The sequence below is a fragment of the Streptosporangium sp. CA-115845 genome (assembly GCF_050943795.1).
Lineage (GTDB): Bacteria > Actinomycetota > Actinomycetes > Streptosporangiales > Streptosporangiaceae > Streptosporangium.
Window position 1 is genome coordinate 7,095,555 of the sequence record NZ_CP191988.1, and the last position, 12,294, is coordinate 7,107,848.

The window sequence follows — 12,294 nt, forward strand, 5'->3', positions numbered from 1 at the left end:
TGACCGGCGGCCGAAAGGACCAACGAAACATGGAGCTCCGAATCAGTCGGCGCGCCCTGATCGGCATCGGCGTCGCGGGAGCACTCACCGCCTCCTCGTTCGCCCTGCTCAGAGCAGAGACCGGCGCGGCGTCCTCGCACCGCGAGGCGCCCATGATCGCGGGTGACCCGCGCAACGACAACACCGACGTGTACGCGTTCGTCAGCCCGGACAGACCCGACACCGTCACCTTGATGGCGAACTTCATCCCGTTCGAGGAGCCGAACGGCGGGCCGAACTTCTACCAGTTCGACGCCAGGTCACGCTACAACATCAAGATCGACAGTGATGGTGACGCACAGCCCGACACCGTCTACCAGTGGACGTTCCGTGACGAGGACAGGCGCGGCACGGCCACCTTCCTGTACGACAACGGCCCCGTCACCTCGCTGAACGACAAGAACCTGCTGTTCAGGCAGCGCTACACGGTCAAGAAGATCACCCACCGAGGGACGCGGACCCTGGTCAAGGACGGCGTGGTGGCCCCGAGCAACACCGGTCCGGCCTCGATGCCCGACTACGCCTCGCTGCGCACCCAGTCGATCAGGAGCCTGCCCGGCGGCGGGAAGGTGTTCGCCGGCCAGGCCGACGAGGCGTTCTTCGCCGACCTGCGGGTCTTCGACCTGCTCTACGGCGGCGACCTGTCCGAGGTCGGCCAGGACACCCTCAGGGGCTACAACGTGCACAGCCTGGCCCTGCAGGTGCCCAAGAACGAGGTCGCCCTGCAGGGCGACGCCGGCCGTAACCCGGTCATCGGCGTCTGGTCCACCGTGGACAAGTGGAGCCCGCAGGGCTACGTCCAGGTCTCTCGACTGGGCCAGCCACTGGTCAACGAGGTCGTGGTCCCGGCCGGGCTGAAGGACGCCTTCAACTCGCTGCCCCCGCACAAGGACGCCGACGTCCCGGCCGTCGTCAAGCGCGTCACCGACCCAGAGGTGCCCAAGCTCCTTGAGGCCGTCTACGGCCTCAAGGAGCCGAAGGCCCCCCGGGCCGACCTGGTCGAGATCTTCCTGACCGGCATCGCCAAGGCCAACGGCCCGATCAAGGCCGATCTCAACTCGCAGAGTCTCAACAAGGACGCGGGCAGGCTGCGCCCGGCGGAGATGCTGCGGCTGAACATGGCCGTCGCGCCTGCCACGAACCCGCACCGGCTCGGCGTGCTCGCCGGCGACCTGCAGGGCTTCCCGAACGGCCGCCGCCTCGGGGACGACGTGATCGACATCGCCCTGCAGGCGATGGCCGGTGCCGCCCAGAGCGGCAGGCTCGTCGACGCGCTGGCCGCCGGCGACAAGGTGGACCGGAACGACAAGCCGTTCGGCACCCGGTTCCCCTACATCCCGCTGCCCGGCAACACGTCGGTCAACGCGGGCTGATCCGACGACGCGGGACCCGGCCTGCCCGGGTCCCGCCCCCGGTTCCTGGGAGTAACCACCGTGAAGACATCCGTAAAAGCACGGATCGCCGTGAGCGTGCTGGGCCTGGCGACGGCGCTGACCGCGGGGGCGGCCCTGATCCCCGGCGATCGAACGCCGTCGTCCGCCACCGCCCCGTCCCGGCAGCCGGCCGAGATCCCGGTCTCGGCCGGTTCCCTCAAGAGCGCGATCCAGGCGCTGACCGCCCGGCTGCGGCGGCTGCCCGGTGACCACCAGGCCTGGGCTCGGCTCGGCTCCGCCTACGTCCAGCAGGCACGCCTGAGCGCCGACCCGTCCTTCTACCCGAAGGCCGAGCAGGCGCTGGCCCGCTCCGCCGCGCTGAGCCCCGGCAATTTCGCCGCGCTGACCGGCCAGGCATCGCTCGCCGCCGGTCGGCACGACTTCGCCGAGGCCGTACGGCTGGCCAAGCTGTCACAGACCGCCAATCCCTACGGCCAAGGCGCCCAGGCGGTGCTGGCCGACGCCTACACCCAGCTCGGCCGCTACGACGAGGCCACCCGGGCGATCAGCAGGATGATGGAGTTGCGCCCCGGTGTCGCGGCCTTCACCCGGGCCTCCTACGACGCCGAACTCCGCGGGGATCGTACGACGGCACGCCGCATGCTGGAGCACGCCCTTGACGACGCCTTCTCCCCCGACGACATCGCCTACTGCCGTCACTACCTGGGCGAGCTGGCCCTGCGCTCCGGTGATCCGCGCGGCGCCACCGAGCAGTACCGCCTCGCGCTGAAGGCTGCCCCCGACTTCACCGCCGCTCTGGCCGGAACCGCCAGAGCAGCCGCGCTGGACGGACGGCCGGCCGAGGCCGCCGACCTCTACGCCACCGTTGTCGGGCGCCTGCCCCTGGCCCAGTACGTGATCGAGTACGCCGAGGTGCTGGTCGCGGCGGGCAGGGATCCCGCCGAGCAGTGGGCGCTGCTGCGCGCGCAGCGGACCCTGATGGAAGCCGCCGGGGTCAAGGACGACCTGACCTGGGCCGAGTTCGAGGCCGACCACGGCTCTCCCGCGCGGGCCGTCGAACACGCCGAGGCCGAATACGCCCGCAACCCCAACGTGGTCGCCGCCGACGCCCTGGCCTGGGCCCTGCACCGCGACGGCCGTGACCGGGAGGCCCTGCCGTACGCGCGTAAGGCCACCGCCACCGGCTGGCGCAACGCCCTGTTCCATCACCACCGCGCCGAGATCGAACGCTCGCTCGGCCGCACCGAGGAGTCCAGGCGCTCCGCCGCCCGGGCCCGCGACGCCGACCCCACCTTCTCCGCCGATCTCCCTGCCCTAGCGAGGTTCTCCTGATGATTGCGGTCACTACCGCCGCCTGCGGCCTGGCGATGTGCGCGACGCTCGCCGCGGGCGCCGCGCCCTCCAACGCGGAGGTGGCGCACCCACTGGGCAACTTCACCGTCAACCACTACAACGGCCTGCGGATCACCCCGGACCGGGTGGAGAACCTGGCGGTCGTGGACAGCGCCGAGCTGCCCACCCTGCAGGCCCGCCCCGCGGTGGACGCCGACCGCTCAGGAACGGTCTCGGACGCCGAACGGTCGGCGTACGGCACCGCCCGGTGCGGCGAGCTCGCCACCGCGCAGCGCCTGACGGTGAACGGGGCCGCGACGGTGTGGCAGATCTCCGAGGCCGTCTTCGCCTACGAGCCCGGTCAGGGCGGCCTGCAGACCAGCCGCCTGACATGCCGCCTGCACGCCGCCGCGAAACCGCTCCAGGCCCCCACCGCCGTCGCGGCCTCCGGCTCCGGGACCTCGGAGGGGAGCGGGACGGTCGAGTTCAGCGACGGCTTCCTGGCCGACCGACTGGGCTGGCGGGAGATCACCGCGGTGTCCGCCGCGGGGCTACGGCTGGTGCGTCCTTCGGTGCCCGGCACGAGTGTGAGCCGGGAACTGCGGTCCTACCCCGGCGACCTGCTGGCCGACCCACTGGACCAGCGGACGGTGAGGCTGGGAGTGACGCCGGGAACCGGCTCGGCGGCGACCGCGATACCGCTGGTGTCCGGCGGACCCGTCGCAGACGCACTGGCCGCGCTGGACCGCCTGTTCACCAACCTGATCGGCGCCGCGTCGCTGACCGTTCCGCTGGGCCTGCTCTCCGTGGCGCTGGCCGCGGTCCTCGGCGCCGGCCACGCGCTCATCCCCGGTCACGGCAAGACCATCATGGCCGCCTACCTCGCCGGCCGCAGCGGCCGCCCACGTGACGCGCTGGTCGTCGGCGCCACCGTGACGGCCACCCACACGCTGGGTGTTCTCGTCGTCGGCCTGCTGCTGAGCGCCTTCTCCGCCCTCACCGGGGAGGCCGTGCTCGGCTGGCTCGGCCTGGCCAGCGGCCTGCTGATCACTGTCATCGGCGCCGGTCTGCTGCGATCGGCCTGGCGCGCCCACCGCAGCGGCGAGCCCTCCGGCCACAGACACGGGCACGGACACGGACACGGACACGGGCACGGACACGGGCACGGGCACGGACACGGACACGGACACGGACACGGACACGGACACGGACACGGGCACGGACACGGACACGGGCACGGACACGGGCACGGGCACGGGCACGGGCCCTCCGTCGAAGGGCACGACCAGAGATCCGGCCACGGGCACGCTGATCCGGGCCGTGGAGTCGTCCGGACGGCGGTGCTGGAACGGGAGCGGCCCGCACGGACCGAGGCCACCCGCTCACGACGCGGGCTGGTGGGGATGGGGGTAGCGGGAGGCCTGGTGCCCAGCCCTTCCGCGCTCGTCGTCCTGCTCGGCGCCATCGGGCTCGGCCGCACCTGGTTCGGGATCGCGCTGGTGTTCGCCTACGGCATCGGCATGGCGAGCACCCTGACCGCCACCGGCCTGCTCCTGGTCAGGCTGGCGGGACGACTCGACCGGATGGCGACGAGAGGACACGGCATGGCTGCCCGCCTGTCGTCTCTCGCCCCGATCGGCACCGCCGCCGTCGTCATCGTACTCGGCCTGGGCCTGGCCATCCGGGGCCTGACCGGAGCCGCCTGAGCGGAACCGGCCCTCGCCCCGCGTCCGGCGGTTCCGCAAACCGGGGTCATCGGCAAGGCCCCCACGCCCCGTATCCGTGATCTGGGGAAGATCACCCTGGTGCGGGACGCCACCTCGACCGAACCACGTTATGCGGTACCTGACTTTTTGGCGGTATGTGGTGGTGGGGTAGGCAGTTGAACGACGATACGGAGTCCGCCCGCAGGACGCGGGACGATGGTGAGGGATCCGCCGTGTACCCGGGTGATGCTCTTGACGATGGCCAGGCCGAGGCCGACGCCTGCGTGCTCGTTGCGTATTCGTTCGGTGCCGCGCTGAAACGGTTCGGTGAGTGTCGAGACCAGCTGTGAGGACAGCTTCTCGCCGCTGTTTTCGACAGTGAGCACCACGGTCTCGGGGCGGACGCCGGTCGTGACCCACACGGTGCCCTGTTCGGGCAGGTTGTGCACGATGGCGTTGTGCACAAGGTTCGTCGTCATCTGCAGCAGGAGCGCCTGCGACCCGATAGCCGAGGTGATGTCACCGGAGGTCTCGATGCTGACACCGCGTTTCTCGGCGAGCGGGAGCAGTGTTTCGACGGCCTCTTCTACGAGGAGGGACAGGTCGACGGGTTCTCGGGTGAAGGACCGTTGGTCGGCGCGGCTGAGCACGAGTAACGCCTCAGTGAGGTCGATCGCTCGGGCGTTGACGGCGTGAAGGCGGTCGACGAGTTCGCCGGTGTCCTGGTTCGGATCGTTGCGGGCCACGTCGAGAAGCGTCTGCGAGATCGCCAGCGGGGTGCGCAGTTCGTGCGAGGCGTTGGCTGCGAATCTCCGCTGTTCGGCGACGTGTGCTTCGAGCCGTGCGAGCATCGTGTCGAAGGCGTCGGCGAGTTCGCGGAACTCGTCTTTGCGGCCCTCCAACCGGATCCGGTGGGAGAGTGACCCGTTCGCGGCCATGCGGGTGGCGTCCGCGATGTGGGTCAGCGGGGCGAGCATGCGGCCGGCGAGAATCCACCCTCCCAGGAGACCGAACACCAGCAGGAAGACCAGGTACCGTGGTTATGATCCAGGGTTCGCCGAGCCGTTTGCGCAGTGCCGAGACCGTGATGCGCACGGCGTTGGTGAACGGATCCGCGTTCTCGTCCCACGCTCGCGCCAAGAGTTCTTCGGCGCTGACGACACCGCCTTCGGCGGCGACGAGGACTTCGAGCACGGCGAACTGCTTCCTGGTCAGCGCGACGTAGCGGCCGTCGCGGTAGACCTCTCGGCGGAACGGATCCAGCCGCAGACCTGCGATCTCTCGCACAGGCGGCCTGTTGTGCGCACGCCTGCGGTCGAGTGCTCTGAGCCTGAGCACGAGTTCCTGGAGTTCGAACGGCTTCGTGAGGTAGTCGTCGGCGCCGAGCTCGAACCCGGTGGCCTTGTCGTCGAGACGGTCGGCAGCGGTGAGCATGAGGATCGGCATGCCGCTGCCGGAGGCGACGATGCGTTTGGCGATCTCGTCACCGGTCGGTCCGGGAATGTCTCGGTCGAGGACGGCGATGTCGTAGGCGTTGACGCTCAGCAGTTCCAGAGCGGTGTCGCCGTCACCGGCGATGTCCGCCGCGATCGCTTCCAGGCGCAGGCCGTCGCGGATGGCTTCCGCCATAAAGCGTTCGTCCTCAACGATCAACACACGCATGCTCCGAGGCTACGAGCCGGAGCGTATCGTCGGCATATCGAAAACCACATACGTGCCGGCAACACCACGCTGCCTTGACTGGCGGCATGACGACCACCACTCCGCAGGCCGCTCAGGAAACCCTGGCCGCAAGCGCGCGGGACCTGACCAAGACCTACGGCCGGGGCGATACCCAGGTGCATGCCCTGCGCGGCATCGACCTCGATCTCCCACGAGGCAGGTTCACCGCGATCATGGGGCCGAGCGGATCGGGTAAGCCCGTTCTAGGATTGTTACACTTCTTCTCGGCCTAGGGATGACTGTCTACCTGGCAGGATGCCGCACATACTCCGCCTAGCCTGATCATTCCCTCTGCATTGCTCCGCTCTCCGGGGAGGGGGCCGTGCCTGACCGTGTGCCATACGCGGACGCCCCACATCTCCCCGTCCCCCGTAGCTGCCGACACCGGGACTGCGACCGGGTTCCGTCAAGTTCGGCTTCGTGTGTACCCTGCCCGGTGACCTTCCGGCCAAGCTGGTTGCCCTGCCGGTACAGCCGTGCTTGACGGGTTCCGAGAGCCCCGGACAATTGGGCGGCGGGGGCACCTACCTGTACGCGCCACGCGAATCGGCGCGCGGAGCGGGCCGTGTAGACCGAACAGACGTAGTCGTTAGCGCTGAGCACCTTCAGGCCAGATGACATGGATCTTCAGCCCTCGCTCTCTGGCTTCAGCTACGACATCTGCCGTTCCGCCGTATGCCCTGGCAGGCTTACTGTCCCAGACGGCGATTAGCTCATCAGCGTGATCAAGCATGAAACGGCTGGCCACCATGTGTGACTCAGATGTGGACTCGATGAAATCCATCGCGTGAACCTGCTCGGCTCTGGCGAGTAACGCGTCGTACTCCTGGTGCGCCTCGGCGGGTAGCCCTTCCCGGTACTGTCTGGCGGGGGTCACGACCTCCAGCACTCCGCCTAGGTCGATGACGGCTCGGGCGAAAATCTGATCAGCACCGTCCGCGAGACATGACAAGCCCGTGAGCGTAGGGGCATGTTCGGCAAGCAGCAAGCGAATGGCATCGTCGATCAGAGTAGTGATCGCGGCGGAAAGGCCTCGGTGTCCGGAGACGGCGATACGGATCATGGCCTTCTTTCTATAGGAGAGTCGCGCGAAGACGCTCGTCGAACGCGCGGGCGCTGCCTGTCATTGGACCGCCATAGGTTCGGCGGAACCGCTTAGTGCGTTGGATGATCCGCTCTGAACCGTAGGTGATCCCTACCGTCAGGGCGTTTGATACCAGGTGAAAAGCCTCGTCATAGTCACCGGACATGGCCTTGGCAGTGGCGATCTCAGTCATGAGCACTCCACGTTGCTTGATGGCTGGTTGGACCGATGACAACGACTCGGCGAACGCGGCCACGGCTTCGTCTGCGCGGCCGAGTCGTACCATGACCAGTGCGCGATAGCCCGCGAGCTTCGCATCATCGAACGGGAAGACCCAAGGCCACGGCGGTGCTGCTGCCCGTTCGCTGGCAATCACTGCGGATTCGGCCTCTCGTAACGCGGCTACAGCGGCGGGGGCGTCATGGGCGGTCGCGTGGCCGAGTGCCTCAATGCTGCACAGCCATGCTCGTGCGGTTGCCGGTGGCTGTTCACCTAGTTCCCTCCGCGCTTGGGCGAGTAGGTCTAGCGCCAACCTGGGATCATCGGCGTCGATCTCGAAGGCGGCCAGACTGCCGATCATGTAAGCCGCTAACAGGAAGTGTTCGGCCTGACGGGCGCTGTCGATCGCCAAACGGTAGTAGGTGCGCGAGGTGCCGATGTCGTGCATGTCGGCATGAACCCATGCGGCGAAACCGGCGGCTTCGCTCATCACTGCACGGATGTCACTGGCGAAGTCGGACTGGGCAGCGCGTCCGAGGACACGGTTCGCCAGATTCACATGGGCTACGGCTCCTCGGGCTAGCTCATTGGCGGGCGTCGTTGCCTCTAGACGTCGTTGAGCGCCGGTGATGTTGGTCAAAGTGGGTGCGGTGGTTTCGTTCACCTCCGCACGTTTGGGCAGGGGTAGAGCTGCGAGAGCTACCGCCTTGCCGAAGTCTCTGCGTTTCGTTGGATCGTCATCCCCTCGGGCACCGAATCGGAGCAAATGAAGTGGAAGTCCGATTCGGACTGATATTTCCCGGACCTGGTCCACTGTGAGCGGCTGACGATTCCGCAGCACTTTAGAAACCCAGCTCTGGGAGTAGCCGACCGCCTCGGCTAGTTGGCCCTGCGTCCATCCGTTGACCCGCTGCACCTCAGCGAGGACGGCGGGGATGTCGCACTCCGCGAGAGCGGCTGCTACGGCGGGCGTGGACCAGAACTGAAGCGAGGGACGGCCTTGGTCCTGTCTCATAACATTAGGTTAGGTGCGGAAGTGCTACCGCACAGATATTCGTGAGAAGAATAATCCCAGTGCTGCCAGTGCTACGGCATTAACTAGGGCCAATGCCCGCAGCGATGATCGCCCTATGAGTGCTTCTCCGCTCCGTACGGCAGGGGCTACGGCTTGCGCTCAAGAGTCGCGACGCTCCTCCTGTCTGCACTAGAGGCATGGCGTAGCTCTCGCTCTCATCCAAGCTCATAAAAGAGCGGACCCGCCTCAGTGATTGCGCACTGGACGGGTCCTTGACCGCACGCTGGAGGTGCGATCCATGGATCATCCTAGAGCCAGGCGCTCTAGTAACGCGACGACGGGGAACCGGGGCAAAGCATCCGCTGTCGTACGGCAACCAGTCGTGAAAGATCCGCTGGAGGACCGGTTCATCCATCTTGTCCGGCTGGCCTGGGATCTCCGTTATCTGGGTGTGGCGACGAGGGTGGAACTCCCCGTGACCTCGGAGCCGTGTGTGGTGGTGGGTGAGGCGGGGGCGGTGCGGGTGACCATCCTGGTCCAGCACGGAGTGTGGGTCTTCACCTGGGGGCGCGGTCGTACTCAGCGAGTCGATGCGTTCAACGAGGACGCGGCGCGGCGCATTCTCAAGGCGGCGGCGCGGTGAGCCGGGAAGGCGTCTACAGCGCGGTAGAGGCGATGTTCCAGCGCTGGGACGGGCTGTGTGTCCTGGGCACTCGCAATTTCCGTGGTGAGGTGCAGTCGGCGGGGCAGGCTCGTAAGTGGGTGGTGGATCTGCTGAGTGCGCATTGCTTCTCGGGTGAGGTCCTGGAGACGGTGAGGCTGTTGGTCAGCGAGGTCGTGACGAACAGCATTCTTCACAGTGACTCCGGTACTGCCCCTGAGGGGCTGGTCACGGTCGCTGTGGGGCTGGGTGAGGGCGTGATCCACATCGAGGTGATCGATGAGGGATCGTCGGTCAACGTGCCCGCGATGCGACCGGCGGATGAGGACACTCTCAGCGGGCGGGGCCTGGACTGGGTCCATCACCTATCCAGCGGCTGGGGTTCTGATCATGATCCGGAGATAGGTCGCGCGGTCTGGTTCCGGCTGGCCTGCTGACCCTTTGAGCTGGTGCGGCGGTGCGTCATCCCCACGTGAATACGCCGTCGCACCTGGCCGGGGAGGTCTCCTGAGTTTTGAGGGCGCTCGTGGAGACCTCCCCGTTGCCCGCCGAAGTTGTGAGCCCCATGGGTGGTGTGGGGTACGGGGGAAGACGTGATTCGCCCGTATCTCCCATCGCAAATGGCGCTTCCCCAGGGACGGGGTGCCGGATGGAGTATGGGGAGGGGCGATCGAACAGCGGTCGCCCCTCCTATTTTTGTGTCGGCAGGCGATAAAGATCATTTCCATGAGTCCGCGGCGCCTTTTCAAGATCACGGAGCGGAGCGGGCCGGCGCCAATCCGAAGGAACCCGAAGGGTCCGCTTGCGGTTGGGGCCTGCCAGTCGGAGCGGCCTAGCGCCGGGTGTTGAACATCGCGGGATCGGTACGTCTTCTGGATGACGTACCGCGCGGGTGTACGTCATCGCGGAATCCTGGGTCTGGGCGGCTGCGCGTTGGCGGTCGGCGGGTGCGTTCGGTGCGGCGGGTGGCTGGTGCGGCGGGCGGCGTGGTCCGCGCGTTCGTGCTGGGCGGGCGCGGGGCGGGACCGGCCGTCAGGCCGCATGCCCGGTCCCGATGTCCGCGCGGCGGGGGCGGGCGTGCCGCGCCGGGCGGCGGTGCGGAGCGCTGCCGCCTGCTTGACCTCAATAAGATTAATTCGGCAACTTGGCGCGGCTTCGCGTTGTCCTGTCTCGCTTGATGGTTGACACTCTGGCCTCGCTTAATGCTTGACACCTTGATCGTCTTCTGTGCCTGCTCGTGGCGTTATCTGCGCTTCGGGGGCCGGAATGGCATTGGTGGAGTTGAGTGTCGTGGAACAGCGCTATCACGCGGCGATGTCCTGGCTAAGACGCGCAGGAAGCGCGGGACCACAATCGGTTAGCGACCGTCGGGGCCGAACCAGGCGGCATCGGTGAGGTGCCCCAAAGACTCGGGTAGAGCGGTCAACTGGTTGCCGCCCAGGTAGAGCCAGGTGAGGGCGGTGAGGCTCCCCAGGCACTCGGGTAGACCGGTCAACTGGTTGTTGCCCAGGTTGAGCGATTCGAGGGCGGTGAGGCTCCCCAGCCACTCGGGTAGACCGGTCAACTGGTTGTCACCCAGGTAGAGCGATTCGAGTGCGGTGAGGTTCCCTAGGCACTCGGGTAGAGCGGTCAACTGGTTGCCGTCCAAGCCGAGCCAGGTGAGAGCGGTGAGGTTCCCCAGGCACTCGGGTAGAGCGGTCAACTGGTTGCCGTCCAAGCCGAGCCAGGTGAGAGCGGTGAGGTTCCCCAGCGACTCGGGCAGAGCGGTCAGCCGATTGCCGCCCAGGTCGAGCCGCCGTTCGAGGGCGGTGAGGTTCCCTAGGCACTCGGGTAGAGCGGTCAGCTGGTTGCCGCTCAGGTCGAGCCAGGTGAGGGCGGTGAGGTTCCCCAGCGACTCGGGTAGAGCGGTCAACTGGTTGTTGCTCAGGTTGAGCGATTCGAGGGCGGTGAGGCTCCCCAGCCACTCGGGCAGAGCGGTCAACTGGTTATTGCCCAGGAGGAGCCATTCGAGGGCGGTGAGGCTCCCCAGCCACTCGGGCAGAGCGGTCAACTGGTTGCCGCCCAAGAAGAGCTGTTTGAGGGCGGTGAGGTTCCCCAGCGACTCGGGTAGAGCGGTCAACTGGTTGTTGCTCAGGTTGAGCGATTCGAGGGCGGTGAGGTTCTCTAGGCACTCGGGCAGAGCGGTCAGCCGGTTGTTATACAGGTCGAGCCAGGTGAGGGCGGTGAGGTTCCCCAGCGACTCGGGTAGAGCGGTCAACTGGTTGCCGTACAGGTCGAGCGATTCGAGGGCGGTGAGGTTCCCTAGGCACTCGGGTAGAACGGTCAACCGGTTGTCGCGCAGGTCGAGCCGTTTGAGGGCGGTGAGCTGGGCGAGTGACTCGGGCACCGTGCTCAGCCGGAGACCGGACAGGTCGAGGCTGATCGACCCGTCATCCAAGCACTCGGTGATCCGTGTGACGGCGATCGCCTGGCCTGCCTCGGAGTCCACCATGATCTCTCTTCTCCTTGTCGTTCACGCGCCTGAGCTCGCCCCTGCGCCGTACCGGTATCCGTCCCCTCCTCGGCCGCTTCGGGCACGAGGGTCGACGATGACGCTAGAGACCGGCACTGGAGAACGACTTGTAAGTCATAGGGCGCCCCGGCCGCAGACAGCCGTCATTGAGGAGAACCGTCTGCCGTTACGGCCGTCTCGCATGACCGCTCAGGGCTCGTCGCGCCGCCCCGGGTGGAGGACCACTCAGCGGAGAAAGACCGTCCAAGGCCGTGTCAAGCATCATCCGATGCCATTGCGTCAAGCATCAAGAGAGTCGCGACAGGCTGGGACAGTCTGAGGCGGGGCGTCGTGAGAGTCGCCAATTAATTCGGCAACTGGTCCGGTGGCTCGGGTCTGGTGGGCTGAGGTGCGGCGGCGCGGAGCGCTGGCGCCTTGAACCAGTAAGGAAGATTTGAGCCAATCAGGCGTGCTCTTGTGATCTTGGTGAGCGGGTCAGCGATCTACTCGACGCGAGCCATGACGGCTCCTCGGGCGGGTGGATGGGTTGCGGAGAGCCGGGTCAGGGTTCACGAAGATCGCCATAAGGCGGCACGGGCACCGGTGGGGAACCAGATGGCAACCCGGCTGA

The 12,294-nt window shown here is 67.2% G+C and carries 10 protein-coding genes and 2 pseudogenes; 6 read left to right on the forward strand and 6 right to left on the reverse strand.

Annotated features, from left to right (window positions below; all coding sequences use genetic code 11):
• Window positions 1-29 precede the first annotated feature (29 nt).
• The 3 genes from ACQP0P_RS33810 to ACQP0P_RS33820 are packed head-to-tail and all read left to right on the forward strand — an operon-like array spanning window position 30 to window position 4,471.
• Window positions 30-1,412 carry a DUF4331 domain-containing protein gene (locus tag ACQP0P_RS33810; RefSeq protein WP_433362795.1) on the forward strand — a complete coding sequence of 461 codons (1,383 nt, stop codon included), beginning with the start codon at window positions 30-32 and terminating at the stop codon, window positions 1,410-1,412.
• Window positions 1,413-1,472: 60 nt separating this feature from the next.
• Complete coding sequence (locus ACQP0P_RS33815) at window positions 1,473-2,765, forward strand: tetratricopeptide repeat protein (RefSeq protein ID WP_433362798.1); 1,293 nt, start codon at window positions 1,473-1,475, stop codon at window positions 2,763-2,765.
• Window positions 2,765-4,471: a nickel/cobalt transporter gene (locus ACQP0P_RS33820; protein ID WP_433362801.1), complete on the forward strand. Its 1,707-nt coding sequence runs from the start codon at window positions 2,765-2,767 to the stop codon at window positions 4,469-4,471. The genes ACQP0P_RS33815 and ACQP0P_RS33820 overlap by 1 nt, the downstream gene beginning before the upstream one ends.
• Before the next feature lie 128 nt (window positions 4,472-4,599).
• Here ACQP0P_RS33820 and ACQP0P_RS33825 read toward each other — a convergent pair whose 3' ends face one another.
• The gene (locus ACQP0P_RS33825) at window positions 4,600-5,448 is read right to left on the reverse strand and encodes a sensor histidine kinase (RefSeq protein ID WP_433362804.1); all 849 of its coding nucleotides are present in this window, start codon (window positions 5,446-5,448) and stop codon (window positions 4,600-4,602) included.
• Window positions 5,449-5,494: 46 nt separating this feature from the next.
• Window positions 5,495-6,133 (reverse strand): annotated as a pseudogene (locus ACQP0P_RS33830) (response regulator transcription factor); the annotation flags it as partial.
• 86 nt (window positions 6,134-6,219) lie between these two features.
• On the opposite strand from ACQP0P_RS33830, the gene ACQP0P_RS33835 reads away from it, so the two are divergent.
• Window positions 6,220-6,426, forward strand: a complete 207-nt coding sequence (locus tag ACQP0P_RS33835; protein ID WP_433362807.1) for a hypothetical protein — start codon at window positions 6,220-6,222, stop codon at window positions 6,424-6,426.
• A gap of 356 nt (window positions 6,427-6,782) precedes the next feature.
• Here the strand turns inward: ACQP0P_RS33835 and ACQP0P_RS33840 are convergent, their stop codons facing one another.
• From ACQP0P_RS33840 to ACQP0P_RS33850, 3 genes and pseudogenes are all read right to left on the reverse strand, one after another.
• Entirely contained in the window at window positions 6,783-7,256 is a 474-nt protein-coding gene (locus ACQP0P_RS33840; protein ID WP_433362814.1) for a hypothetical protein, read from the reverse strand.
• 10 nt (window positions 7,257-7,266) lie between these two features.
• Window positions 7,267-8,160: a helix-turn-helix domain-containing protein gene (locus tag ACQP0P_RS33845; protein WP_433382491.1), complete on the reverse strand. Its 894-nt coding sequence runs from the start codon at window positions 8,158-8,160 to the stop codon at window positions 7,267-7,269.
• Window positions 8,161-8,319: 159 nt separating this feature from the next.
• Window positions 8,320-8,511 (reverse strand): annotated as a pseudogene (locus ACQP0P_RS33850) (helix-turn-helix domain-containing protein); the annotation flags it as partial.
• A gap of 382 nt (window positions 8,512-8,893) precedes the next feature.
• On the opposite strand from ACQP0P_RS33850, the gene ACQP0P_RS33855 reads away from it, so the two are divergent.
• Entirely contained in the window at window positions 8,894-9,154 is a 261-nt protein-coding gene (locus ACQP0P_RS33855; protein ID WP_433362817.1) for a hypothetical protein, read from the forward strand.
• On the forward strand, window positions 9,151-9,609 hold the full coding sequence (locus ACQP0P_RS33860) for an ATP-binding protein (RefSeq protein WP_433362820.1): 459 nt from the start codon (window positions 9,151-9,153) through the stop codon (window positions 9,607-9,609). Before ACQP0P_RS33855 ends, ACQP0P_RS33860 begins: the two co-directional genes overlap by 4 nt.
• A 920-nt stretch (window positions 9,610-10,529) precedes the next feature.
• On the opposite strand, the gene ACQP0P_RS33865 is transcribed toward ACQP0P_RS33860, so the two are convergent.
• Window positions 10,530-11,663 carry a leucine-rich repeat domain-containing protein gene (locus tag ACQP0P_RS33865; RefSeq protein ID WP_433362823.1) on the reverse strand — a complete coding sequence of 378 codons (1,134 nt, stop codon included), beginning with the start codon at window positions 11,661-11,663 and terminating at the stop codon, window positions 10,530-10,532.
• Window positions 11,664-12,294 lie beyond the last annotated feature (631 nt).

Bases quoted from the DNA above. Each gene is read 5' to 3' on its own strand.
- ACQP0P_RS33820 (WP_433362801.1), top strand. From the start codon at position 2,765: ATGATTGCGGTCACTACCGCCGCCTGCGGCCTGGCGATGTGCGCGACG.
- ACQP0P_RS33810 (WP_433362795.1), top strand. From the start codon at position 30: ATGGAGCTCCGAATCAGTCGGCGCGCCCTGATCGGCATCGGCGTCGCG.
- ACQP0P_RS33835 (WP_433362807.1), top strand. From the start codon at position 6,220: ATGACGACCACCACTCCGCAGGCCGCTCAGGAAACCCTGGCCGCAAGC.
- ACQP0P_RS33865 (WP_433362823.1), bottom strand. From the start codon at position 11,663: ATGGTGGACTCCGAGGCAGGCCAGGCGATCGCCGTCACACGGATCACC.
- ACQP0P_RS33840 (WP_433362814.1), bottom strand. From the start codon at position 7,256: ATGATCCGTATCGCCGTCTCCGGACACCGAGGCCTTTCCGCCGCGATC.
- ACQP0P_RS33825 (WP_433362804.1), bottom strand. From the start codon at position 5,448: ATGCTCGCCCCGCTGACCCACATCGCGGACGCCACCCGCATGGCCGCG.